The 25,250-nt window shown below is 65.4% G+C and carries 20 protein-coding genes; 11 read left to right on the forward strand and 9 right to left on the reverse strand.

Annotation, left to right across the window (positions count from 1 at the left end):
* Nucleotides 1–45: 45 nt before the first annotated feature.
* Complete coding sequence (locus ACZ1J6_RS08130; RefSeq protein WP_431568866.1) at nt 46–1,059, reverse strand: NADP-dependent oxidoreductase; 1,014 nt, start codon at nt 1,057–1,059, stop codon at nt 46–48.
* A gap of 151 nt (nt 1,060–1,210) precedes the next feature.
* Between ACZ1J6_RS08130 and ACZ1J6_RS08135 the strand changes: the two genes are divergently transcribed.
* Nucleotides 1,211–3,517 (forward strand): TonB-dependent receptor, encoded by a 2,307-nt coding sequence (locus ACZ1J6_RS08135; protein WP_431568865.1) that lies wholly within the window; start codon nt 1,211–1,213, stop codon nt 3,515–3,517.
* Nucleotides 3,518–3,560: 43 nt separating this feature from the next.
* Nucleotides 3,561–4,325, forward strand: coding sequence for an SDR family NAD(P)-dependent oxidoreductase (locus tag ACZ1J6_RS08140; RefSeq protein ID WP_431568864.1), 765 nt, complete (start codon nt 3,561–3,563; stop codon nt 4,323–4,325).
* An 87-nt stretch (nt 4,326–4,412) separates the two neighbouring features.
* Here ACZ1J6_RS08140 and ACZ1J6_RS08145 read toward each other — a convergent pair whose 3' ends face one another.
* Entirely contained in the window at nt 4,413–5,423 is a 1,011-nt protein-coding gene (locus tag ACZ1J6_RS08145) for an NADP-dependent oxidoreductase (RefSeq protein ID WP_431568863.1), read from the reverse strand.
* Between the two features lie 162 nt (nt 5,424–5,585).
* Between ACZ1J6_RS08145 and ACZ1J6_RS08150 the strand changes: the two genes are divergently transcribed.
* Nucleotides 5,586–8,105: a TonB-dependent receptor gene (locus ACZ1J6_RS08150; RefSeq protein ID WP_431568862.1), complete on the forward strand. Its 2,520-nt coding sequence runs from the start codon at nt 5,586–5,588 to the stop codon at nt 8,103–8,105.
* A gap of 104 nt (nt 8,106–8,209) precedes the next feature.
* On the opposite strand, the gene pyrC is transcribed toward ACZ1J6_RS08150, so the two are convergent.
* From pyrC to ACZ1J6_RS08170, 4 genes are all read right to left on the reverse strand, one after another.
* Entirely contained in the window at nt 8,210–9,247 is a 1,038-nt protein-coding gene (gene pyrC / locus ACZ1J6_RS08155) for a dihydroorotase (protein ID WP_465127274.1), read from the reverse strand.
* 112 nt (nt 9,248–9,359) lie between these two features.
* A complete protein-coding gene (locus tag ACZ1J6_RS08160) occupies nt 9,360–9,788 on the reverse strand; it encodes a nuclear transport factor 2 family protein (protein ID WP_134093394.1) in 429 nt (142 codons plus the stop codon).
* 76 nt (nt 9,789–9,864) lie between these two features.
* Entirely contained in the window at nt 9,865–10,215 is a 351-nt protein-coding gene (locus tag ACZ1J6_RS08165) for a Rieske (2Fe-2S) protein (protein WP_465127275.1), read from the reverse strand.
* A 4-nt stretch (nt 10,216–10,219) separates the two neighbouring features.
* On the reverse strand, nt 10,220–11,227 hold the full coding sequence (locus tag ACZ1J6_RS08170; protein ID WP_465127276.1) for an NADP-dependent oxidoreductase: 1,008 nt from the start codon (nt 11,225–11,227) through the stop codon (nt 10,220–10,222).
* A 119-nt stretch (nt 11,228–11,346) separates the two neighbouring features.
* Here ACZ1J6_RS08170 and ACZ1J6_RS08175 point away from each other — a divergent pair, with 119 nt between their 5' ends.
* Together ACZ1J6_RS08175 and ACZ1J6_RS08180 are read left to right on the forward strand one after the other, a co-directional pair.
* Nucleotides 11,347–11,757, forward strand: a complete 411-nt coding sequence (locus ACZ1J6_RS08175) for a nuclear transport factor 2 family protein (protein WP_314467299.1) — start codon at nt 11,347–11,349, stop codon at nt 11,755–11,757.
* Nucleotides 11,758–12,110: 353 nt separating this feature from the next.
* A complete protein-coding gene (locus ACZ1J6_RS08180; protein WP_465127277.1) occupies nt 12,111–12,353 on the forward strand; it encodes a hypothetical protein in 243 nt (80 codons plus the stop codon).
* A 52-nt stretch (nt 12,354–12,405) separates the two neighbouring features.
* Here the strand turns inward: ACZ1J6_RS08180 and ACZ1J6_RS08185 are convergent, their stop codons facing one another.
* Complete coding sequence (locus ACZ1J6_RS08185; protein WP_134093391.1) at nt 12,406–13,134, reverse strand: murein L,D-transpeptidase catalytic domain family protein; 729 nt, start codon at nt 13,132–13,134, stop codon at nt 12,406–12,408.
* Nucleotides 13,135–13,241: 107 nt separating this feature from the next.
* On the opposite strand from ACZ1J6_RS08185, the gene ACZ1J6_RS08190 reads away from it, so the two are divergent.
* Both ACZ1J6_RS08190 and ACZ1J6_RS08195 read left to right on the forward strand, forming a co-directional pair.
* Nucleotides 13,242–13,700 (forward strand): DinB family protein, encoded by a 459-nt coding sequence (locus tag ACZ1J6_RS08190; RefSeq protein WP_132267590.1) that lies wholly within the window; start codon nt 13,242–13,244, stop codon nt 13,698–13,700.
* 153 nt (nt 13,701–13,853) lie between these two features.
* The gene (locus tag ACZ1J6_RS08195; protein ID WP_465127278.1) at nt 13,854–15,233 is read left to right on the forward strand and encodes a tetratricopeptide repeat protein; all 1,380 of its coding nucleotides are present in this window, start codon (nt 13,854–13,856) and stop codon (nt 15,231–15,233) included.
* Nucleotides 15,234–15,584: 351 nt separating this feature from the next.
* Here ACZ1J6_RS08195 and ACZ1J6_RS08200 read toward each other — a convergent pair whose 3' ends face one another.
* Nucleotides 15,585–15,992 (reverse strand): MerC domain-containing protein, encoded by a 408-nt coding sequence (locus ACZ1J6_RS08200; protein WP_465127279.1) that lies wholly within the window; start codon nt 15,990–15,992, stop codon nt 15,585–15,587.
* 105 nt (nt 15,993–16,097) lie between these two features.
* Between ACZ1J6_RS08200 and ACZ1J6_RS08205 the strand changes: the two genes are divergently transcribed.
* The 3 genes from ACZ1J6_RS08205 (at nt 16,098) to ACZ1J6_RS08215 (ending at nt 19,576) form a co-directional block, all read left to right on the forward strand.
* Nucleotides 16,098–16,691, forward strand: coding sequence for a DUF1826 domain-containing protein (locus tag ACZ1J6_RS08205; protein WP_431568856.1), 594 nt, complete (start codon nt 16,098–16,100; stop codon nt 16,689–16,691).
* Between the two features lie 112 nt (nt 16,692–16,803).
* Nucleotides 16,804–17,319, forward strand: coding sequence for a CHAP domain-containing protein (locus ACZ1J6_RS08210; RefSeq protein ID WP_465127280.1), 516 nt, complete (start codon nt 16,804–16,806; stop codon nt 17,317–17,319).
* Nucleotides 17,320–17,449: 130 nt separating this feature from the next.
* The gene (locus ACZ1J6_RS08215; RefSeq protein WP_431568854.1) at nt 17,450–19,576 is read left to right on the forward strand and encodes a TonB-dependent receptor domain-containing protein; all 2,127 of its coding nucleotides are present in this window, start codon (nt 17,450–17,452) and stop codon (nt 19,574–19,576) included.
* Between the two features lie 186 nt (nt 19,577–19,762).
* On the opposite strand, the gene ACZ1J6_RS08220 is transcribed toward ACZ1J6_RS08215, so the two are convergent.
* Nucleotides 19,763–22,936: a TonB-dependent receptor gene (locus tag ACZ1J6_RS08220; protein ID WP_431568853.1), complete on the reverse strand. Its 3,174-nt coding sequence runs from the start codon at nt 22,934–22,936 to the stop codon at nt 19,763–19,765.
* A 154-nt stretch (nt 22,937–23,090) separates the two neighbouring features.
* Here ACZ1J6_RS08220 and ACZ1J6_RS08225 point away from each other — a divergent pair, with 154 nt between their 5' ends.
* The gene (locus ACZ1J6_RS08225; RefSeq protein WP_465127281.1) at nt 23,091–25,004 is read left to right on the forward strand and encodes a rhamnogalacturonan lyase; all 1,914 of its coding nucleotides are present in this window, start codon (nt 23,091–23,093) and stop codon (nt 25,002–25,004) included.
* The last annotated feature ends 246 nt before the right edge of the window (nt 25,005–25,250 follow it).

Here is a 25,250-nt window from a genome sequence, read left to right on the forward strand (position 1 = left end):
GGAGCGACGAGGTCTTCGGTTGATCGGCCGCTCGCAGGCCCGCGCTCAGGCGATCCGCAGCACCAGCTTGCCGGTATTCGCCCCGGAAAACAGCCGCATGAACGCCGCATAGGCGTTCTCCAGCCCTTCCTGCACGTCCTCATCCGCGCGGAGCCGGCCTTCCGCCAGCCACTGCGCCATCTGCGCGCCGCCCTCGGCAAAGCGGTGGGCGTAGTCGGCGATCAGGAAGCCGTGCACCGTCGCCCGCCGCGTCAGCACCTGCCAGAGATTGCGCAGGCCCAGCTTCTCCGGCGCGTTGTATTCGCTGATGAGTCCGCAGAGCACGATCCGCGCATGAAGCGCGAGGTTGAACACTTCCGCCTCCAGCACCGGCCCGCCCACGTTCTCGAACACGATATCGGCGCCGTCCGGCGCCGCTTCGGCAATCGCGGCGACGAGGGCTGCGTGGTCCTTGCCCTTGTAGTCCACGGCGGCGTCGAAACCGTAGTCCTCGATCAGGCGGCGGCACTTCTCCGCCCCGCCCGCGATGCCGACCACCCGGCAACCGGCGATCTTGCCAAGCTGGCCCACGGCGGACCCCACTGCTCCGGCCGCACCGGACACCAGCAGCGTCTCGCCTTCGCGCGGCTGGGCCACTTCCAGCAGGCCGAAATAGGCCGTCAGCCCCACCGCGCCCAGCGCCGAGAGATAGTTCGAGGGGGAGGCCACCGCAGCGATGTCGATCGCCATGGTGAACCCGCCCGGCATCGCCACCGAATAGTCCTCCAGCGCGTTCAGCCCCATCACCCATTGACCCACGCGGAACTCTGGATTGTCCGAGGCATGCACCACGCCCACCGTGGTCGCGCGAACCGCATCGCCCAGCGGGATCGGCGGCATGTAGCTCGGCGCATCGTCCATCCACCCGCGCTGCGCGGGATCGAGAGAGGCGTAGTGGTTGCGCACCAGGATACCGCCGGGCGGAGCCGCCGGCACCGCTGTTTCCACAAGGGCGAAGTCTTCCGCTGCGGGTTCTCCCCGGGGGCGGCGCGCAAGCAGGAAACGGCGGTTGGCAGTCATGACAAGGTTCTCCTCTCCAGCCTGCCTTGACTTGTCGTTCACTGGCCCCGCCGCACCTGTGCAAATGGTCAGTTCGGGTATCTCTCGAAATCGTAGCATAGTGATCAAGTAAAGTCGGCTACACAAATAGTCGGGGAGAGGGAGGAAACCAATGGCATCCGCACGTCGTCGCGGAGCGTGGCTTGTCGCATTGTCGACAAGCGCGCTCACTTGCATCGTATCTCCGGCACAGGCGCAAAGCGAAATTCCGGGAGAGGCACCTGCCCCCACTTCGGAAGCCGCCGCGCAGCCATCTCCCATCGGCGCGACCGAGATCATCGTCACCGCCCGCCGCCGCGCGGAAACGCTGCAGTCCACGCCCGTGGCCATCACCGCGGTCAACGCCGCGATGCTGGAAAACAAGGCGGCCGTCAACATCGGCGACTTGCAGGGCGCGGCACCGGGCCTGCTCATCACCCAGCAGAATTCGGGCGCGCAGGCGGCCAATATCTCGATCCGCGGCCTGACTTACGCCGATATCGAAAAGTCCCAGACGCCCACCGTGGGCGTGGTGGTGGACGGGGTGACGATCGGCACCAGCACCGGCCAGCTCCAGGACGCGTTCGACATTGCCCAGATCGAAGTTCTGCGCGGCCCGCAAGGCACGCTGTTCGGCGCCAACACCATCGGCGGCGTCATCAACATCACCCGCACCAAGCCGACCATGGAACCCGGCGTAAAGGCCGAATTCACCTATGGCCGCTGGAACACCTGGGCGGCCAAGGCCATCGTCAATTACGGCGACGGAGAGACCTGGGGCATCAAGGGCTGGTACTTCCACAACGAATCCGACGGCTTCTACCACAACGCCATCCGCGACACCCGCGCGGGCGGCAGCAAGGGAGACAGCTACGGCGCCAGCCTGCTGTTCCAGCCCACCGGCAGCGGTTTCGACGCCCAGCTCAGCGTCGAGAACGTGGTGCAGGACTTCGAGCCGGTGGTGAGCAACCTCACCAACAGCACCGAACTGTTCTGCGGACTGATCCCGGCCAACGAGTGCAACCGCAACAACACCAGCGATCTCTACACCGTCTTCACGCTTCCCGCGAAGAGCAAGTACCGTGCGCCCAACGCCACGTTGCAGATGAATTACGACCTGGGCGCGGTGAAGCTCAGCTCGATCACCGGCTGGCGCCACAGCAAGGAAGCCCAGACCCAGGACTTCGACGGTTCCTCCACCGATCTCTACTACGTGGACCGCCGCCAGCACTATACCCAGTGGAGCCAGGAACTGCGCGCGGCGGGCAATCTCTTCACCGGTTTCGACTATGTGGTGGGCGGCTACTACTTCCATTCGAAGTACGACCTGACCCAGTGGACGCGCTTCTTCGGCTTCGATCCCTCGATCCCGCCGATGGAATTCGACCAGAATCCCCAGACCAATGTCGGCAAGACTACCAGCTACGCCTTCTTCGGAGACTTCAACTGGGCCTTTGCCGACAAGTGGCGCCTCTCGTTCGGCGGCCGCTGGTCGCATGACAACAAGAAGCTGACCAACAGCTTCGCGCAGGCCGGGCTGATCGGCTCGGGCGATGCCAACTTCACCAAGTTCACGCCCAAGATCGGCGTCGACTATCGCCCGAACGACGACGTGATGCTCTATGCCTCCTGGTCGCGCGGGTACCGTTCGGGCGGCTTCAGCCCGCGCGCGGCGACGGCGCAGACCGCCGGCACGCCGTTCCAGCCCGAAACGGTGGATGCCTATGAAATCGGCGCCAAGCTTGCCGCCTTCGACAAGCGGGTGGAAGTCAACATCGCCGGCTACATCTCCGACTACAAGGACATGCAGCAGAACCTGACCGTGCCGGGCGGCCCGCTGGGCAACCAGACGATCACCGGCAACGTGCCGGGCGGCGCGATCATCAAGGGCATCGAGATGGATGCCACCTTGCGCATCACGCCCGAACTGACGATCACCGCCTCCTCCGCCTACATGAAGTCCCACTTCCGCAACTTCGTGACCGACGGCATCAACGGCGCGCTGATCGTGCCCTTCGACTATTCCGCCAACAGGCTGATCTACGCCCCCAAGTTCACCGGCTCGGTCAATGCCGACTATTCGGTGCCCACCAGCTTCGGCAAGATTGTTGCCACGGCGGGCTGGCGCCATATCAGCCCTTATGACGAGCAGATCTCGCTCGGGCCGCTCACCCTGGCGACGGACAGCGCCGGCACGGTCACCAGCGTCGTGGTCAATGGCAACGACCCGCGCGTGCGCACCACCACGCAGGATCTGGTCGACAGCAGCCTGACCTTCAACTTCGATATCGGCGACAAGGAAGCCTACTTCCGCGTGTTCGGCCGCAACCTCCTCAACGAGAAGACCACCACTCACGCCTTCACCGTCGCCGGGCTGTTCTCGTTCGGCATGGCGCTGGAACCGCGGACATACGGCGCCACGGTCGGCGTGAAATTCTAGCTCCTGGTTCAGGAGCGGCAGGCAATTTGGAAGGATCGAAAGCATGGGTCGTCTGGAAGGCAAGATCACGCTGGTTACCGGGGCCGGGAACGAACGCGGCCTGGGCGCCGCCACCGCGCGGCGCTTCGCGGAAGAAGGGGCCTTCGTCTATGTCACCGACCTTGACGCGGGCGGCGCCGAAAGCGTCGCGGCGGCCCTGTGCGATGCCGGCGGCCAGGCCGAGGCGCTGGCGCAGGACGTGACCAGCGAAGCGGGATGGGAAGACCTGTTCCAGGCCATCGAGAAAGGCCACGGCCGGCTCGACGTGCTGGTGAACAATGCCGGCATCGCCGTGCTCAAGCCGCTGACCGCGCTGTCGCTGGCCGACTGGGAGAAGCAGAACAAGGTCAATCTCGACAGCGTATTCCTGGGCACCCGCCGGGCCGTGGAGCTGATGCGCAAGACCGGCGGCGGGGGATCGATCGTCAACCTCTCCTCCATCGGCGGCCTCGTGGGCGTGCCGATGTGCGGAGCCTACGGCGCGGCCAAGGGCGGGGTGCGGATCTTCTCCAAGGTGGTGGCGATGGAATGCGCGGCCGAGGGCATCCGCTGCAACTCGGTTCACCCCGGCATGATCGAGACGGCCATGCAGGACGTCGCCCGCAGCGACAACCCGGAAGGCTTCAAGGAGATCGTCGCCTCGATCCCGATGAAGCGCATGGGCGCGCCGCTGGACATCGCCAACATGATCCTGTTCCTCGCCAGCGATGAAGCCAATTACATCACCGGCGGCGAATTCGTGGTGGACGGGGGCGTCACCGCGATGTGACCGGCGCGGTCGGGAAAGGACGAGTGTGGATCGCGTCGTCCCGGATCGGATCCGGGGCGACGTTTCCATGAACCGCGCGTTCCGCCTTCAGGCCACTTTCACCACCACTTTGCCGATGTTCTTCCCGGTCAGCATCCGCTCGTAGGCGGTGAGCACGTTCTCGATCCCCGCCGTCTCGTCGAAACGCATCGCCAGCTTCCCGGCATCGAGCCACCCGCGCAGCACCGGCAGGAACTCGGCGCCGCGCTCCAGGAAGTCGGGAATGAAGAACCCCTCGACCCGCAGGCGCCGCATCAGGATCTGGTCGAAGCGCGTCGGCCCGGGCATCGGCGCATCGCCGTCATAGCCCGCCACCATGCCGCAGATCGCCACCCGCCCGTAGTGCGCCATATGGGGCAGCACCGCATCGAGGATCGGCCCACCGACATTGTCGAAGAAAGCGCCGATCCCGCCGTCGATCGTGGCCAGCCGCGCCGCCACGTCTTCGCCGCGATAGTCGATGGCCATATCGACGCCCAGGTCCTCGACCAGCCAGCGGCATTTCTCGGCGCCGCCGGCGATGCCCACCACTTTCGCACCGAGATTGCGGCCGACCTGGCAGGCCAGGCTGCCGGTGGCTCCGGCTGCGGCGGAAACGGCGAGCCATTCACCGGGGCGCACCGCCGCCACTTCCTTCACGCCGACATAGGCCGTCCAGGCATTCATCCCCAGCGCGCCGAAGTGCTGGCGCGGATCGGCCAACCCCTCGTCCACCGCTTCCAGCCCGGCGAGCGCAGGCACGACCACCGCCTGTTCCGCCCATTGCCCGAAGCCGCGCACCAGGGTGCCGACCGGAAAGGCAGGATCGCGCGTCTCGCTGACCCGGCCGAGCACCAGGCCCACCATCCTGGCGCCCAGCGGCAAGGGCGGCTGATAGCCGTCTGTACGCGGGCTCATCCACATGCGGGTGCCCGCGTCCATGGACAGCCACGCGGTGGCAATGCGCACTTCGCCGGGTGCCAGCGGCGCCGGGGCTTCCTCGCACAGGGTCAGGAAACGGGCGAAATCCCTATTGCCTTCGGGATGACGGTCGAGCCGCCAGAAACGATTGCCGGTCAAGGTGCCTCTCCATGGGCCGCGCGGGCCGAACCGCCACCGTCGCCCGCGCCGCCCCGGCCCGCCACCTGTGCAAACTGATAGGACTATCCGTTTGCACAGGCCGCCGCGCGCGCCGCCGGGCCTACCAAGGCAGGACAAGAAGAACATGTGGGAGGTCCTGAAATGCGATTCTCGAAATCGATCCTGCTCACGTCGACGACGCTGACCATGACGCTCATGGCGCTGCCCGCCGCCGCGCAGGATACAGCCCCATCGACGCCGAGCGCCGCGCCCCCGGCAACGCAGGGCGAATCGACCACCGGCAGCCCCGTGGCGACAGGCGGCATCCACGACATCATCGTCACCGCGCGCAAGCGACAGGAAACCGCGCAGGACGTGCCGGTGGCCGTCACCGCGATCTCCGCCGAACAGATCGCCTCGCGCGATATCACCAGCGTGGAGAAGATCGCCGCCATCGCGCCGCAGTTCAACGTCGGGCGTGCGTCCAACGGCTCGGGCGCGCAGCTCACCTTGCGCGGCATCGGCTCGTCCTCGACCTCCATCGGCATCGAGCAATCGGTGGCGGTCGTGGTGGACGGGGCCTATTACGGGCAGGGCCGCGTGATCCAGGAGGGCTTCTTCGATCTCGCCCGCGTGGAAGTGTTGAAAGGCCCGCAGGCGCTGTTCTTCGGCAAGAACGCCACGGCCGGCGTGATCTCGATCACCACCGCCGATCCCACCCCCACGCCCGAGTTCCAGATCAAGGGCGGCTACGAATTCCGCAGCCAGCAATACCGCGTCGAAGGCTATGCCTCGATGCCGCTGACCGAAACTCTCGGCATTCGCCTGGCTGCGCGCTATTCCAAGATGGACGGCGGTTATTATCGCAACGTCGCCGAAGACGTCACCTTCACCGACATCGATGCCGTCAGCATCCTGGCAGGCGGCAATGGCAATCCCACCTCGCATATCGCCACGCCTGCCGCGCACAAGGCGCCGGGCGAAGAGGAATTCCTGGCCCGCGGCACTCTGAAATGGGAACCGACAAGCCGCCTGACCGTCAGCCTCAAGGGCACGGTGGACTTCAACGAGGTCAACAATTCCTCGTGGAACTACGTGGCCTATGCCTGCGGCAACGGGCAGACCTCGCAGCTCAACGGCTATCCCTGCGGCAAGGATTTCGTCACGCACCAGAACAACATGCCGGCGGACGTCGCCGCCACCTATCCTTTCGCCAAGAAGGACGGCCAGCTCTACAACCGCTACCGTTCGGCGGGCGGCACGCTCAACGTGACGTATGACGCCGACCTGCTCCAGCTCTCCTCCGTCACCAACTACCAGTGGAACAACAACCGCTGGACCTGCGCCTGCGACTTCCAGTCCAGCAACAGCGGCACCGGCCCGGGCAGCACCTGGGCGACCGAGAACTCCTCGTGGAAGGCCTTCAGCCAGGAATTCCGCGCCCTTACGCAGTTCGACGGGCCGTTCAACATGATGCTGGGCATGCTCTACCAGAAGACCAAGCGCGATTTCGAGCAATACGTGATGACCGGCGGCGTCTCCAACTCGGCCGCGCCGGCCGGTCTCGAATATGTCGCCAGCGCCAAGAGCAGCTTCACCAAGGGCGAGACCATGGCCGTATTCGGCCAGCTCACCTACAAGATCGTGCCCACCCTCGAACTGGCCGGCGGCGTGCGCTATTCGGACGAGACCAAGAACAGCTTCTTCACCCAGCCTTACAACAACCCCCTGCTGACCGGCATCTTCCGCGACCGGAACGACCCCGACGGGCTGGGCGAAGTGACCGCGCGCCAGCATTTCACCAACTGGTCCCCGGAAGCGACGCTGACCTGGAAGCCGACCGACGACCTGATGGTCTATGCGGCGTACAAGACCGCCTACAAGTCGGGCGGGTTCTCCAACGGCGGCATCAATTCGAAGCTGTCGACCGATCCCAACGCCGACCTGACGTTCGACCCCGAGAAGGCGCAGGGCTACGAGCTGGGCTTCAAGTCCACCCTGCTGGACCGCCAGCTGCGCTTCAACGTCACGGCCTTCAACTACAAGTACAAGAACCTGCAGGTGGACTTCTTCAACTCGCCGATCTTCGCCTTCCAGACGCTGACCGCCGATGCGCGGACCAAGGGCGTGGAAGCCGAATTCCAGTTCGCGCCCAATGGCGTGCCCGGGCTCGACCTGCACGGCTCCATCAACTACGACAAGGCCCGCTACACCGACTTCCCGCTGGCCCCCTGCTACGCCGGGCAGACCCCCGCGGAAGGCTGCAACCTGGCGGGCAACAGCCGCCAGGACCTCGGCGGCAAGTCGCTCTCGGTCGCACCGCGCTGGACCGGCAACCTGGGCATCAACTACGAGATGGCGGTCGGCTCGGCGATGAAGCTGGGCATGAACGTCGATGCCAAGTACTCGGACAGCTACTATGCCTCGGCCTTCGGCAATCCGCTTTCGAAGCAGGGCAAATACGTCACGCTCGATGCGGGCATCCGCTTCGGGGCCGAAGACGACAACTGGCAGCTGGCCGTGATCGGCAAGAACCTCACCAACCGCTTCTACGTCACCGGCGTGGTCGACGGTCCTTCCACTGGCAGCGGCACCGGCACGCCGGCAGGGGTGAAGGCCGACCAGCTCGGCTTCGGCACCCTGCCCCGCACGGTCATGGTCGAAGTCACCAAGAAGTTCTGATCCCCGCGCAAGGAAAAGGCCCGGTCCTCCGCAAGGAGGCCGGGCCTTTTCCTATCCGCTTCCACCGCGCGCCGTGGCGTAGCGCAAAAGGCGGTGTCAGGCGCTCAGCCGACGAAGCGCCAGCGCATGGTCTCGCCCGCGTGGAAGGGCACGACGCGGATGTCGCCGTGAGTCACCACGTCCTCCACGGTCACGTCCTCGCGCTTCAGCGTCACCGTGCCTTCGTTCAGGGGCAGGCCGTAGAAGTTCGGGCCATGCTCGGACGCGAAGCCTTCCAGCCGGTCCAGCACGCCTTCCTCGTCGAAGACTTGCGCGTAGCTTTCCATCGCATAGGGCGCGTTGAAGATGCCCGCACAGCCGCAGGCGGCTTCCTTGCGGCCGATGCCGTGCGGCGCGCTGTCAGTGCCCAGGAAGAACTTGGGCGAACCCGCGACCGCCGCCTTGCGCACTGCCAGCCGGTGCCGTTCGCGCTTGGCCACGGGCAGGCAATAGGCATGGGGGCGAATGCCGCCGTCGAAGATGGCGTTGCGGTTGATGATGAGGTGCTGCGGCGTGATCGTCGCGCCGATCTGCGGCCCGCTGCTGGCCACGAACTCGGCCGCCTCGGCCGTGGTGATGTGTTCCAGCACGATCTTCAGCGCGGGGAAGTCGCGCACCAGCGGCGTCAGCACGCGCTCGATGAACACGGCCTCGCGGTCGAAGATGTCGATATCGCGGTCCGTCACTTCGCCATGGATCAGCAGCGGCATGCCGATCCGCTGCATGGTTTCCAGCAGGCCGGTGAGCTTGCGGATATCGGTGACGCCATGGGCGGAATTGGTGGTGGCATGGGCGGGGTAGAGCTTGCAGGCCGCGAACACGCCCTGCTCGTAGCCGCGGGCGATTTCGGCCGGATCGGCGTCATCGGTGAGATAGCAGACCATCAGCGGCGTGAAGTCCGCACCGGCGGGCAGCGCATCCAGGATACGCCCGCGATAGGCCTCTGCCGCGGCGACGGTGATGACCGGCGGCGTGAGGTTGGGCATGACGATGGCGCGCGCGAACTGGCGCGCGGTATAGCCGACGACGGCTTCCAGCATCTCGCCATCGCGGAGATGCACATGCCAGTCGTCGGGGCGGCGGATCGTTATCTGCGAGGTCATGTCTGCGCTCTACGCGCTTGGATGCGCGGCGTCGATTCCGGATTTGGCGCAATCCGCAGCGGGGGAAGACGCGAATATCGGCCCAAGGATCGTCATGGCAGCCCTGCCCTTCTCAGCAGCCCTTCGGCCCATGCTGGCGGTGGACATTGCGGAAAGAGCGGCTGCTGAACAGCCAGCGCCCGTCCACTTTCACGCAGCGGTCCTCGTAGACGCCGCGGTCGCGCTTGGTCACGCCGTCGTGGTCATAGACTTCCGCCGTGTAGCTGCGCATTGTCGCGCTGTCGCCGGAGACTTCGATGGAGCCGGGCCAGGCCTGGAACAGGATGCCGGGATAGGCCTTCATCGCCTCGGTCCACATGGCGACGATGGCCGGGCGGCCCCGCGTCGTGCCCAGTTCGGGATAGTCCGGCAGCGACCATTCGGCATCCTCGGCCCAGGTCGCGCCCCAGTCCTCCGCATCGCGGCGCGTCACCGCATCGGCATAAGTCTCCAGCAGCTCGCGAATGGCGAGGCGGTCCTCGAACGGTCCGGTGTAGGGCATCGTCGTCTCCTGTTCTGGTTCTCGCAAATCGGTCCGCCCATGCCTGCCGGGCACATCGTGGCGGCACCGGCGCTTTTCAGGTTTCCACCGGGCGCTCGTCTGGGCCGGGCGGGGTATCGGGCACGGCCACCGCGATCATGCCGTCCGCGATCCGCAGTTCGAACCTTCGCAAGTCCGCATAGGCACCGCCGATGCAGCGGCCGGTCGCCGCCTCGAACCGCGCGCCGTGCAGCGGGCACATGATCGCGCCGCGCCGCACTTTCCCGCCGGAGAGCCGCGCCGCCTGGTGGGTGCAGCGATCGTTGACGGCATTGAAGCCTTCCTCGGTGCGCAGCACCAGCACGCTCCACCCGGCCACGCGCGCCGCCAGCTTGCCTTCTTCGGGGAAATCGGCCTCGGCAAGCAGGGGATGCCAGGTTTCGCTCATGGTCTCAGATCCGGACAAGAGTCTTTCCTATGGTGCGGCCCGACATCAGGTCGATGAAGGCCTGGGGGAGCGTCTCGAACCCGTCGCGCACATTGGCGAGCGGCTTCAGCTTGCCTTCCGCCACCCAGGCGTCCAGCTCGGCCTGCGCCTGCCCCAACACTTGCGGGTAGTCGTAAGTGATGAAGCCCTGCATGCGGATGCGGTTGACGACGAGCTGCCAGAGCGTACGCACGCCGTGGGGATGGTCGGCATCGTTGTATTGGCCGACCATGCCGCAGACGGCGACGCGGCCATGAAGACGCATCAGCGGCAGGACCGCCTCCAGCACTTCGCCGCCGACATTGTCGAAATAGACGTCCACGCCCTCGGGCGCGGCCCTGGCGATTTCGGCGGCGATGTCCGGCGTGGCGCGATAGTCGATGGCGGCGTCGAAGCCGAGGTCGCGGATCACTTGCGCCTTCTCGGGCGAGCCGACGATGCCGATCACCTTGCAGCCCCGCGCCCGGGCGATCTGGCCGACGGTGGAACCGGTCGCGCCCGCGGCGGAGCTGACCACCACGGTTTCGCCCGGCTTCGCCTCGCCCACGGCGAACAGGCCGACCCATGCCGTCAACCCCACCGGGCCAAGCGCGCCCATGTAGTGATGCAGTTCGGTATCGGTCTGCCGGTTGACCTTTTCCAGCCCCCAGGCCTCGCCGGAAAGAACGTAGTGGTCAGACCAGGTCGCGAAAGCGCGCACGAAAGTGCCCACGGGATAGTCCGCATGCCGGGATGCCACGACCTCGCCCAGCGACATGCCCTTGATCGGTGCGCCCAGCGCCACCGGCTCGACGTAGCTGGGCCGGTCGTCAAGGAAGCCCCGGATCGCGGGATCGACCGAGCCCACCCGCATCGCCACCAGGAACTCGCCCGGTCCGGGCGGTGCCAATTCGGTTTCCGTAAGGCGGAAATCCTCCCCCACGGGCACGCCTTGCGGCCGCCTCGCCAGGACTATCTGTCTGACCTTTCCCATCCGCGCAGCTTAGACGCCGCGCGGCCGCGGGGACTGCTAGTCGAAACGCTAGGTTCGGGAAATTCCGGCCTTTGTCACAGTCCCGGCCACAAGCAGAGCGCGGGAAGAGGAGCATTGCCATGACCATGAGTCCCGAACAGATGATCGATTTCGTCGACCGCCTCTATGCCGCCACCGGCGCGGGCGACTGGGACACGGCATCGGCCATGCTCACCGAGGATTTCGTGGCTCACGAGGCGGACAGCCTGCCGATGGCCGGCGAATATCGCGGCCGCAACGGGTTGCGTGAACTCTACGCCAAAGTCATGGGCCTGTGCGACGTGGTCGCGCTCGACCGGATCGAAACCACGGCGGGCAAGGACTATGCGGTGACGATCCTGTCGCTGCGCTTCGCCGATCCCGCCCTGCCGCCCGCCGAGATCTGCGAGCGTTTCCGCTTTCGCGACGGAAAGTGCTGCGAGATCAAGCCGTTCTACTACGACGCCGCTCCCTTCGTGGCAGCCAGTCGCGCCAAGACGGCCCAGGCCTGAGAAGCAGGCCGGGATGCCCTCCGGGTCGCACCGGGGCTCCGGCGATAACAGCGCCAACGATTGCGGCAAAGATGCCACAGCGGGGTGCGCCGCAGCGAAAATCTCGTCTGAATTCAGCGCGAAAACACCCCGACTCGGCCGATGAAACCAGGGCGAGAGGCGTCAGGAACGGCGGAAAACCGTCCCCTACTCCAAAAGAAATGCACAGAAAGGTTCGCCGGAACGTTCTTTATCGGCGCTGAAATGTTATGCTCGCATTGGCAGCAATCAGCATGGGACCACGAATGCCGAAGGACGCAACGGTTTACTCGATCGATTCCACGAACCCCCGGACCGGCTCGTCCAGACCGTCATTGAACGAACAGCTTTCCGCCATCCTGGGTGACCTGCGCGAGCGGATCGCCGAGGCGGACGACGTGACGCTGGAATTCAAGGGCAAGCTCCACGTCAATCTCGACGTCAAGCGGGGCGAGGACCTGCCGCTGGTGGAAGCCAAGCTGGCCGATCTGGGCGAAGGAATGTTCTCGCAGATCAGCCGGGGATCGACGCCCAATCATCCCTTCTCGCACCGGGTGAGCGCGCTGGTGACGATCTGAAGCTGCCGCGCCGCCGGGATTTCTCGGCGGCCGCAAGGCAGCGGCGGACCGGTCAGGCCATCTTGGCCGCGTAGATCATCCGGCCCTCGCCGAGGTGGTCGAAGGCGCGGCCCAGGAGGCTGTCCCCCACCGCGAGGCAACCCTGGCTGCGGCCGAGCTTGCCATGAGCCCCGATCATGTTCGGCTCCGCATACCAGGCCCCGTGGATGACGATCGCCCGTTCCAGCGCGTTGCTGTTGGTATCGTCCAGGCCCACAAGCCGCTGCGAACGGCCGTGGCCGCCGTAGTAATAGTCGGCGGTGAGATAGGCGCCTTCGCTGCTGGCGTTGGAGCCGGGACGGTTCGAGAACCGCTGCAACCAGCCGGTATGGCCGGGATCGGAACCGCTGCCGTGGGCCACGGGCAGCGACGTGATCTTGCGATTGTCCAGGTCCACCAGATGGAAGCGCGGCTGCGAGGACGAGGCCGAGAAATCCACCACGCCGATCCGGTCGCGCTTCACGCGCCGATCGTGGCGGTCCAGCGCCTTCATCGCCGCATCGAACAGCTCGGCGCGGATTCCCTCGGGCTGGAACGGTGCGGGCACCGGCGGCAAGGCTGCCGGGGACACCGGCGCGATCGAGCCCGCGTTCGGCCCGGTCTTGGGCCCGACATTGGGGAGGACAAGCGAAGCACCACGCCCCCGCTCCGGCAATGCGGACGAGATGGCGCGGGCTGCAGAGGACGATGTCGCTGCGAACGCGGTGGCTGCAACGATCAGATTGCGACGGCTGAACTTCATATCCTCGGTGCCATATAGCGATTCCGTCGACAAAGTCTTGGCCAGATTCGTCTCCTTCGCCACAAGCTCTTGTCCCCGCATCGAAAGACGTGAAAGGTTCATACACCATGACGACAGGCCGATCCGCTAGACTTTCGAGCGAGGACTACCGCCTGGCGGTCGCTTCGATCATCCGTAACCTCCAGAAGAACGGGGATTTGTCCGACGCCCAGCTGGCTACCCGACTGGGCTGCTCCACCGGGACGATCCGCAATGCGCGCGGCCGGGCGACGAGCCTCGATCCACTGATTCTCGCGCGAATCGAACAGGAGTTCGGACCGGGCGCGATCGACCCCTTCCTGGCCCTTGGCAAAGTGCGCGCCGTGCCGCTGGCCGATGCCACCCTGCCGATGGACCCCGTCCTCGCCATCGTCGAAGCCCTGCACCGAATCGTCGAGGTCCAGTCCGTGGACAGCGAAGGCGGCTCGCGGATCACCGTGGCGGAGCTGCGCAAGATCATCGAGGAACTGCGCCACGGCCGCACGGCGCTCGACGCGCTGATTGCCCGCGCCGAGGCTATACGCTGACGGCAACCGTCCGGAAATGGGACGCGGCGGGACCCGCGTGCCCGGAAAGCCGCCATTCCGCCCTGCCTGCCCGATTCGCCTCGCTTGCGTGCCGGCTTGAGCGCCTCGCCCTGAGTAGCTAGGCTGGCGCCAGGCACAGGGTCGCGAAACTGCATGACTTCAGACGAACGCCGGTTGGATGGCTGGAAAGCGATAGCGGCCTATTTCGGCAGGGACCGCACCACGGTCGCGCGGTGGGCGCGCGAACGGGGACTGCCGATCCACCAGCTTCCCGGCGGCAAGCAGAAAACCGTCTTCGCCTATCGGCACGAACTGGCGGAATGGGAAAGCCGCAATCCCGGCGTGGAAGAAGGCGCTGCCGGACCTGCCGCCGAAGCCGCGCCACCCCCGGCCGCATCGACATCCCTACCCCTGCCGTCCCTGCCTCTCGCCGCGCCCATTCCGGCCCGCAAGCGCTGGTCCTGGCCCATGGCGCTGGTTATTGCGCTGCCGCTTCTGCTGGCGGCGGGACTGCTGGCCTGGCCGAAAAACCGGCATGAGCAGCTTCCCCGCGATCCGGCGGCCGCGCGCGACTTCATCGCTGCGCGGGACGCCTGGGCCCATCGCCGCCCCAAGGACCTGGAAGCGGCGATCCAGCTTTACGGCGCGGTGATCGCACGCGAGCCGGACTATGCCCCCGCGCGCGCCGGACTGGCCGAAACCTGGCTGATCTACCGTGAATATGGCGATGTCAGCGACGCGGAAGCCTTCGGCAAGGCCAGGATCGCCGCGGCCAAGGCGCTCGAACTCGATTCGGGCCTCGCCAGCGCACACCGCGCCGAGGGGTTCATCGACTACTGGTGGGACAACGACCCCGCCGCCGCGCTCAAGGCCTTCGCCGACGCCCTGCATGACGACGACAACGACGGGCTGACGTACTTCTGGCTGGCCAACATCCTTTCCGACCTTGGAGAAAGCGACCGGGCGGAGCGCTATTACCAGCGCGCCGTGGCGCTCCTGCCCGGATCCCAGCCGATCGCGGTGGAGCACGCCTGGGCCAGATGGCAGGCCGGCCATGATGCGCAGGCGCTGGCGGCTCTGCTCGATCTCAAGCGCACCTATCCGCAGGACGCCACGGTCAGCAGCTGCCTATCGTGGATCTATCTTGGCCAGGGCGACATCCACGGCTTCGCGCGGGAATTCGCAGACTTCGCCCGCCTGCGCCACGATCCCGCCACCGAGCGACTCTCCGTCCGGATGACCCGCGCGGTCGCCGACGATCCCGCCCATGCCCACCGCCTGATGATTGCCGATGCCCTTTCCGAAATCGCGCAGGGTGGACGGCGCATTCGCCAGACACCGGCCTTCTACGCCGCGTCAATGAAAGACCGTGAGCAACTGGTGGAATTGATGCACGAGGCCGTCATGCTGGGCGAGCACTGGTACTCGCGCCCGGTCACCCGCCGGATCGAAGCAGGGTGGAAGGACGACCGCGAGGTCATGGACCTGCTTAAGCAACTGGTGCCGCCAGTGCCCAGGCAGGCCCTTCCCTGAGAGGAAAATCGGGTCAGGCGGAATGCCTTGAAAGGCCGGATTTTCGATCTGTGTTCATGCGCACGTTCGGCAGGGATACCACGCCCTTATCTTTCTGACTTTCTGATGCAATTCAGCGCTCTTCCGCAATTTGCAGCAATTTGCATCATCATAGAATCACGCGTTTCGTTGTATGACGTGTGCATGGGCGCCGGGGGCGGCAACTTCCAACGAAGTTGCGGGGATCGGGGGATCTGACCGGCCGGCGCTTGCAGAAAGCGACCCATAAACTGGCCCCGTCGGGTGTAGGACCCGCGGGGCCTACTTTTTGCGTCCGGAGCCTGCTTTTCACATCCGCACGTCGCGCGGCGATCAGACCACCCGCTTGCGCCAGTTCCAGCCATGGCCCGCGACGAGCAGCAGGCTGCCGATCACCGTCAGCGCCGTCTCGCCCAGAAGGGCATGATCGCTGTTCAGGATCGCCAGCACGAGACAGGCGATCCCGCCCACGCCCAGGATCGCCGGCCCAGCAGCGCCGTGCCGGCGATAGCCCAGCAGGAAAGCTGCCAGCGCCGCCGGGGCCACCAGCCCCAGCGCGGCAATATGGAACAGTTCGGACTGGAAGAACGCGCCCAGCAGCCCCGGCAGCAGGAACAGCAAGAGCGGCAGCGCCAGGCAGTGGATCATGCAGAGCGTCGAGGCCGAGATCGCCGTCGATTCCACAATGTCCGCCAGGAGCCCCCCCCGGACATGGTCCCGGCTTTCGCAACGCTCGCTCATCGAATTCGGCTCCTGCTTGATCAAGTGATGATACAACATTACATTCTGGCTATTACTTGGCGATGCGATCTCCGTTGAAAAGGGCCTGCCGTGAGAAAAACTGCCATGAAGGAAGAACGGGAGCGCCCGGACGCGTGCACGGCCCTGTCCGTGGGACCGGACGCCGAGGCGCTTCACGACATTGCGTGCGGCGACGTGGACCTGGCAATCTGGACCCGCGCGTTGGACACCGCCCTGGCGCAAGAGGTTCAGACGCTCGATCTCGACCGTGCCGACGATGTGCTGCTGACGTGCCTTGCGGACCAGGCCGCAGCGGCGCTGGCCCCGCGCCTGATTGAAAGCGGCCATGCACCCTGCCCGGCCCTGCTGGCCGACGTGGCGCTGCTGGCCCGCCTCCACGCCCGGGTTGCCGGAACGCCGGGGGTGACGATCCGCCTCGAAGTGGTCGAGACCGACGCCTGCCGCAAGTTCCACGCCGACTATGTCACGCTCCGCACGATCACCACTTATCGCGGGGTCGGAACGCAGTGGAAACGCGTGGACCATGAACGCATCCATGCGCTGAAAGCGGGAGAAGTGGGCGTGTTCAAAGGCAGGCTGCTGCGCGAACAACCGTCCATCCTGCACCGGTCACCGCCCATCGCAGACTCCGGTGAAACCCGCCTGGTGCTGGTTATCGATTCGAACCCGAGCCGCTAAGCGCTGCTCCACCGATTCGGTTCCCCGCAGAGCGACGAACGGTGCGCCCCGTGCGATCATCTCGCCGGGGCCGGGCTACCTTCCAAAATCAGAGACGTTATAACGTCCCCTCATGAAGAAGGTCTCCCTGGTCGCTGCCACCCTCCTTTCCCTTGCCGCTCAAGCCTTTGCCAGCCCGGCTCTGGCGCAGCACCTGCAATGCGTGCCTTATGCTCGCGCGCAGTCGGGGATCGGCATCCATGGCAATGCGGCCACCTGGTGGGAACAGGCCCAGGGCAGCTACAAGCGCGGCCACTTGCCGCAGATCGGCTCCGTCCTCGTGTTCAAGTCCACTTCGGCCATGCCTTATGGCCATGTCGCGATGATCCGCGAAGTCGTGGACGCCCGCCATGTCCTGCTCGATCATGCCAACTGGTCCGGCCCCGGTGTGATCGAACACAGCGCGCTGGCCGAGGACGTTTCCGAGGCGGGCGACTGGAGCAACGTGCGCGTCTGGTACGGCCCCAGCCACGCCCTCGGTTCGCGTGAGAACCCCACCTTCGGCTTCATCTATGGCAGCAGCGGCACCGGTTCGGCCACCGAACTCGCCACGGCCAGGGATGACGACGAGGCCAGCAGCGCCGGCTGAGTTCCGCGAACCGGCGTCACTGCAAGATGTCCCATTTGTAACATATTGATAACACGCTCGATCGCGTATTGAGTAATGTTATTACATCACATTAGACGAAGCCTCCTAGCCGATCCCAGGGGGTTTTTTCTTGTCCGTTCGCATTCTGCACCGATCCGCCGTCTCGCTTCTTGCGCTGGTTCCCGCCGCCGCCTTTGCCGAGGAAGCAGCGCCTTCCGCCCCGCGTGAGATCCTGGTCACTTCCGCGCCGCTGCAGGAAAGCGCCGACGAAACCGCGACACCCGTGATCACGCTGACCGGCGACGAACTCGCCCATCGCCGCCAGGGCACGCTGGGCGAGACGCTGGCAGGCCAGCCCGGCATCCACTTCGACAACTTCGGCGGCGGCGCCAGCCGTCCGGTCATCCGCGGGCAGACCTCGCCGCGCGTGCAGGTCCTTTCGGACAGCACCAATGTGCAGGACGCTTCGGGCATCTCGGCCGACCACGCCATTACCGGCGAGCCGCTGCTCCTGCGCGGCATCGAAGTGCTGCGCGGCCCATCGGCCCTGCTTTACGGCGGCGGCGCGATCGGCGGGGCCGTGAACCTGCTGGATACCAAGATCCCCACCGAAGTGCCGGTGGGCGGCTTCACCGGATCTGCCGAAGCGCGGCTGGGCACGGGCGACGACGAGCGCTCGGCCGTCGGCGGCGTGACCGTGGGAACCGGCTCACTGGCCCTGCGCGTGGAGGGCGCTCACCGCGAGACCGACGACTACCGGGTGCCGCGCGCCTTCGGCGAAAGCCGCGTGCCCGGATCCTGGAGCGAAAGCTCCACGTTCACGGCGGGCGGCGCCTGGATCGGTCCCGACGGCTATCTCGGCGCCAGCTATACGCGCGTGCGCAGCGAATACGGCTTGCCGGGCCACAGCCACGAATACGAAGGCTGCCACACCCACGGCATCAGCCTCCACTGCGGGTCGCACGATCATTCGGAAGAGGGGCATGACGAAGAGGGCCATGACCACGAGGATGGCCACGATCATGACCACGAGGACGAAAGCATCTTCGTCAAGCTGCGCAGCGAGCGCTTCGACATTCGCAGCGACTATCGCGATCCGCTGCCCGGTTTCGAACGCGTCCGCGTCCGCATGGCCCACACGACCTACCGCCATGACGAGATCGAGCATGACGAGATCGCCACGACTTATCGCAACAAGGCCTTCGACCTCCGCTTCGAACTGACTCACAAGCCGCTGGCGGGCTTCCGCGGCGTCTTTGGCGTCCAGCACGCGGACAGCACTTTCAGCGGCATCCACGCCGTGACCGAGAACGACGTCAAGACCTATACCCCGTTCGACATCGACAACACCGCGCTGTTCCTGCACGAAAGCCGCGACTTCGGCCCGGTCCGCATCGAGGCCGCCCTGCGCCAGGAATGGCAGCGCATCCGCCCGCAGACCGCTCTGTCCGCCTTCATGCCGGCCACTGCGCACGATCCCTTCTCGGTTTCGGCATCGGCGCTCTGGAAAGTGACGGAGGGCTACTCGCTGGCGCTGTCGCTCGCCCGCTCGCAGCGCGCGCCGAACGTGCAGGAGCTTTATGCCTTCGGTCCGCACTTCGCGTCGAACACTTATGAGATCGGCATGGTCACCGGCCGCACCTTCAACGGCATGGCCTCCTCCGAAAACCGGCTGGAAACGGGCAAGTCGATCAACCTGACCTTCCGCAAGACCAGCGGCGCCACCACCTTCACCCTGGGCGCCTACCTTCAGAAGGTGGACAACTACATCTACGGCCAGACCCTCGACCAGTATGAGGACTTCCGCCTGATCCACTATGTCGCGGCCGATGCCACCTTCACCGGGGTCGACGGCGAAGTGCGGCACCAGGTCATGCCCGAGGTAGGGGTGGCCGTGTTCGGCGACTATGTCCGCGCCAAGCTGACGGACGATCGCGGCAACCTGCCGCGCATCCCGCCCGGCCGCCTCGGCACGCGGGTGGACGCCGCGACCGGGCCTTTCACCGCCAATGCCGAATACTACCGCACGTTCAGGCAGGACCGCATCGCCGACTTCGAGACCGAAAGCCCCGGCTACGACATGCTGAACCTCACCCTTGCCTACAAGCTGGGCCTCGGTGCCGGGCGCTGGGCGGAAGTCTTCGCGCGGGGCAGCAACCTCACGAATTCCTTCGCGCTCAACCATGCTTCCTTCGTGAAGGACGCCTCGCCCTTGCGCGGACGCAACGTGGTGTTCGGCCTGCGCACCGGGTTCTAGAGGATCACTGCTCCAGGGGCCTTTGGCTGGTCGCAAACGTGAAGACCCGGGCAGATGCGGCTGGAGGGCGCTGCATCTGCCCGGGTCCGTTTCCTGCCGCGCCGTTCGCCGGGTCCCGTGGCGAGCGGCACGGCAGGATGAAGGGGAGAGTTCCCGCTCTCCCCTGCAACCGGGCCTGCAACCGGTTCAGAGCTTGGCCTGCATACCCACGAAGATACGCTGGCCGGGGTAGTACAGCTCCACCGGCATGTCCTTGTTGATATAGGTCTTCGAATATTCCTTGGTGATGTTCTGCATCTCGAAGAAGACATCGAAGTGATACTTCGGGAAGCGCAGCGTGATCTTGCCATCGAGGTAGCCTTCGCCCTTGCGGTAGATCGGGTTGTTGCCGTTATTGGCGTCCAGCGCGTTATCCAGCCACTTCGAACGATAGTTGTAGCTCATGCGGAAGTTGAGCCAGTCCTTGTCGTAGAAGAAGCTCGCATTGTAGGTGTAGGACGAAAGGCCCGGATATTCCTTGAGCGGCTCGTTGGTCGCGGCATTGGTCAGGTTGGTGCGAATGGCGCGGGCATAAGTGAAGTTGCCCGAGGCGCCGAAGCCGTCCAGCGGCTTGGGCAGGAAAGTGAACACCGTCTGCGCGCTCGCCTCGATACCGTCGAGCAGGGCGCCCTGGCCGTTGACCGGCTGGCGAACCGTGTACGTGATGCCGTCCTGGAACAGGTCCACCCCGTTGCGCACGGTGTTGCCGATCACGAAGCTCGATTCGTACTTCTTGTAGTAGCCCAGGCTCAGCATCGTATCCGCATTGGGATACCAGGCCAGGTTCAGTTCCCACTGGTCCGCGCGGTAGGGCTTCAGTTCCGGGTTGCCGGCCGTGCAGATGTCGTCAGTGCCGGAGATGGTCTGGTCGTCCACGCAGTTGATGTTCGGCACCAGATCGAGCGGCCTCGGCCGGGCCAGGTTCTTGGCATAGTTGGCGCGCAGGTAGAGGTTGGGCTGGAGTTCGAGGTTGGCGTTGAACGCCGGCAGGAAATCGGTGTAGCTGTTGGAAAGCGACAACTGCTGCGCGGCGATGACCACGGTTTCGGTGCCGCCGGTCGCGTTGAAGCGCGTCACCCGGCTGATATTGGTGCCAAGCCCCTTGTCCTCGGTATGGGTGAAGCGCAGGCCGGCATTGCCGGTGAGCCGCATGCCAAGGATCTCGGTATCGACGTCCATCATCGCATAGCCCGAGAACACCTTCTCGGTGATCTGGGCGCTCGGGATCTGCGGATAGCCGTCTGCGAAGCGTACGAGGTCGTGATCGAAACCGGAGAGATCGTAGATCTGCGACAGCACGTCGGAATTGAAATTGGGGAAGGCCAGGCGGCTGGGAATGCCCGAAGGCGCGTTCTTGAGGCCGGTGTAGAGCGGCGCGCCGCCCGTCACCCCGCCAATCGACGAGATCAGCGAGCCGTACTGCGCCGGCGTGATGAAATAAGTGTTGCCGTTGCGCGCTACGGCCGGATTGTTCTGGATCGTCGTGGTGTAGGACACGTTGGCGCTTGACTGGTAGGTCATGGTGGCCGGATCGATCAGGATCGAGCCGCCGCCCAGGTAGTTCAGGAACTTCTGCCGACGCGCCTGGGCACCGAATTCGAACTTGCTGATGATCGGGTGATCGATCTCCCAGTCCAGGTCCAGCTTCAACTGGTCTTCGGTGTTGTTATATTCGGCAGGACGGTATTGCACGGTCGGGCCGTAGACCGGAAGCACCTGGCCATTGGCGCCCGTGCGCGTGAAGTCGGAATAGACGCCCGGATCGGAAGGGTCGAAGTTCGACGGGAACTGGAAGACCGGGATACCCTGCGCGTTGTTGCGGTCGATCACGATGCCCGACACGCTCGTGCCCAGCGAGATCAGGTTCGTCTGGGAATCGGTATGCGCCTTGGCGTGCGACCCCATGAAGTCGATGTGAACCCGGTCGAAGTCCCAGCGGAAACCGCCCGAGAAGTACTTCGAGTCCTGATCGTAGGAGAAATCGCGGCGCTGCACACCGATGATGTTCGCGGCGCCGTTCCAGTTCGGAGCCGCTGCCGTGCCCAGATTCACGGCGTTGAGCGCCGTGGTCACGCCGGTGACGACATGGTTCTCGTTCACCGTCGAGCTGCCCAGCGCCACTTGCTGGCGCGAAGTGCCGCCACCCGCGCCTGCGGCCAGCTGCGGATCGAGATTGAAGCGCTGGATCGCGCCCAGATCGACCGAATAGTTGACGTCCTGCAGGTTCTGGTTGCGCTTGTTGACCTGCACGTTGGCATAAGCGCGGAAGTTGGGCGCCACCTGGTATTGCAGCGTCAGGTCACCCGAGATGCGCTTGTCGTTGCGCACGAGGTGGCGGTAGCGCGGCACTTTGGGCGCCCAGTCGAAGAACTGCGTCTCGCAGGCCAGGCGGTTCGCGGTGGCCTTGGCGGTCGTGGAGCCACCCACGCCGGCGCAGCTTTCGTAAGTGTTGTAGGCATCGTAGAGCGGATCGGCGACGGTCTTTTCGGTCGAATGATCGAAGTCGGCGATACGGCCCCAGTTCGTGTTGCTGATGTAGTCCTGGCGCGTGTTCACGTCGCTGTAGGTACCGTTGAACAGGATCCCCAGGCCGTCGATCAGGAACTTCGGTGTTCCGGCGAAGAACGACACGCGCGGACGCCAGGTCTCGGTGGTGTCGAGGTGCTGGCCCGATACGGTTGCCGAAAGGATCGGCTTCAGCAGGTCGAGCGGCTTGCGCGTTTCCACGCGCACCGTGCCGCCGATGCCGCCTTCGGTCAGGTCCACGGCATAGCCCTTGTAGACGTCGATCGACTTGACCAGTTCCGTCGCCAGTTCGCGGAAGTCGCCGGAGCGCTCACCGAGGGCGCTGACCTGGCTGACGCCGTTGATTTCCACGCGGTTGAGGTCAGGCTCGACGCCGCGGATGGAGACTTTCACGCCCTCGCCGAAGTCGCGGCTGAGCTGGACGCCGGTGATGCGGGCCAGCGAGTCGCCGATGTTCTTGTCCGGGAAACTGGCGATGTCGTCGGCAACGATCGAGTCGACGACGGTATTCGCCTGCTTCTTGCGGTTGATGGCCGATTGCAGCGAGGCGCGGGTGCCGACGACGACGATGTCGTTGGCAGTCGTGATGACTTTTTCGGCAGTCTTGTCGTCGATCCGTCGCGGCGCATCCTGCGCCGCTTCCGGCGCCGGCGTTTCGGAATTAGTCTGAGCATATGCGGGGATGGAAACCGCCAGAGATCCGGCGAGAGCCAGGCCCGATACCCCTCTAAAGGCATGGCGACCGAGCTTCGTTGCTTGCGAATTCCTCGTATTTCCAACGGTATGCTTGCGCATATCCTATCCCCTCTTTTAGCCCTGTCGATCTTGTTTCGACGCTTTTGCATCGTTCGATCGAATCAGTTTCTAGACGGACACTTATTGAACCGATATGTGGGATGCAATGCTATAATTTGGACCAGAGTGGTTCCATAACCGGAGGATGTTGCAAATGGCGGCCCAAATCCGCGCGCTGGCCCTGATCCTGGGCCTCGTTTCATCCACTCCCGCTTTCGCCGCGACTCCGCCCTCACGACCGGCCGCGGAGCGGCTCGGCCGCGGGGCCGTGGCGCTGCCGGCCAGGGACGGCGGAATCCTCGTGACCTGGCGGTTTCTGGGGGACGATCCGAAGAATGCGCGCTTCCGCGTGCTGCGCGGCGGCAAGCCGGTGCACGTTACCCGGACGGGCGAGGCGACGGCCTTCGTCGACACATCGGGAACCACCGACAGCAGCTATGCGGTGGAACGCATAGGCGACCGCGCCGGTCCGCAGCGTGCCATGATGTGGGACAAGGGCTATCTCCCGATCCCGCTCTCCCCACCCGCGGACGGCGTGACGCCCGCCGGGGAGGCCTATTCCTACACGGCCAACGACGCCAGCCTGGGCGATCTCGACGGAGACGGGCAGTATGAGATCGTGCTGAAGTGGGATCCGAGCAACAGCCACGACAATGCCCATACCGGCTATACCGGCAACGTCTTCCTCGATGCCTACCGCCTCGACGGCACTCGGCTCTGGCGCATCGACCTTGGCCGCAACGTGCGCGCCGGGGCGCACTACACGCAGTTCCTGGTCTTCGACTTCGATGGCGACGGCCGCGCCGAAGTGACGCTGAAGACGGGCGACGGCACGGTCGACGGCACCGGCAAGGTCATCGGCGATGCGAATGCCGACTGGCGCAGCAGCGGCGGGGAAGTGCCGCAGCAGGATCGCACCGGCGCGAAAGTGCTGGCGGACGGCACCAAGGTGGCGCCGATGCAGGGCCGCATCGTCAAGGGGCCGGAATACCTCACCGTGTTCGAAGGGCTGACCGGCAAGACGCTGGCCACCGCGCCTTACGATCCGCCGCGCTATCCCGGCGGCAATCCCACGCCCGAGCAGCTCGCCGCCTCCTGGGGCGACGGCTATGCCAATCGCTCCGATCGCTTCCTGGCCGGGGTCGCCTATCTCGACGGGCATATGCCCAGCATGGTCTTCGGCCGCGGCTACTACGCGCGCACCGCGCTGGCCGCCTGGGACTGGCGCGGCGGCAAACTGACGCAGCGCTGGCTGTTCGACAGCTCCGCCACCGGCAACGAGGACTATGCCGGGCGCGGCAACCACCAGCTTTCCGTCGCCGATGTCGATGGCGACGGGCGCGACGAGGTGATCTACGGCTCCATGGCAGTGGACGACGACGGCAAGGGCCTCTGGACCAGGCCGCTGTTCCACGGCGACACCATGCACGTCAGCGACCTCGATCCGGCGCGGCCGGGCCTCGAAAAGTTCGGTGTGTTCGAGGACATTCGCCGCAACGGCGGGCTGGGCTCGGCGCTGCTCGATGCGCGCACGGGCGAAGTGCTCTGGACCACCCCGGCAGAGCAGGACACCGGCCGCGGTGTTGCCGCCGATATCGACCCGCGCCACTACGGCGCCGAGTTCTGGGGCTCCAATTCCGACCGCCTCTACGATACCAAGGGCCAGCCGATCGGCGCCCGCCCGCGCCAGATGAACTTCGCGATCTGGTGGGATGGAGACCTCCTGCGCGAACTGCTGGACGGCACCACCATCTCCAAGTGGAACTGGGAGCAGGGCACATCGGACACGCTGCTTGCCCCCGAGGGGCTTGCCTCCAACAACGGCACCAAGGCCAATCCCGCGCTCCAGGCCGATCTCATCGGTGACTGGCGCGAGGAAGTGATCTGGCGCCGCGCCGACAACCGCGAACTGCGCATCTACACCACGCCTTTCGCCACGCCGCACCGCTTCGTCACGCTGATGCAGGACCCGGTCTACCGCCTGGGCGTCGCCTGGCAGAACACCGCTTACAACCAGCCGCCGCATACCGGGTTCTATCTGGGCGCGGGGCCGAAAGGCGAGCGATAGGGAGAGGCGGATAGCGGCATTCTTCGGCCGCCCGCTACTGACTTTCCCCTTCGTCATTGCGAGCGTAGCGAAGCAATCCAGGGCAGTTCTGCGCCGCTCTGAATTGCCGCGTCGGCTTCGCCTCCTCGCGGGTGACGAAGGGGTGGGGGAAGACAGCCGGAAGGGCCGAGCAAGCACAAATACCGCCGCGCCCTGTTGACGATTCGATCCACATAATGAAATATCATCCCACATAAGGCGCTTACG

This window comes from Novosphingobium sp. BL-S-21 (assembly GCF_055521655.1).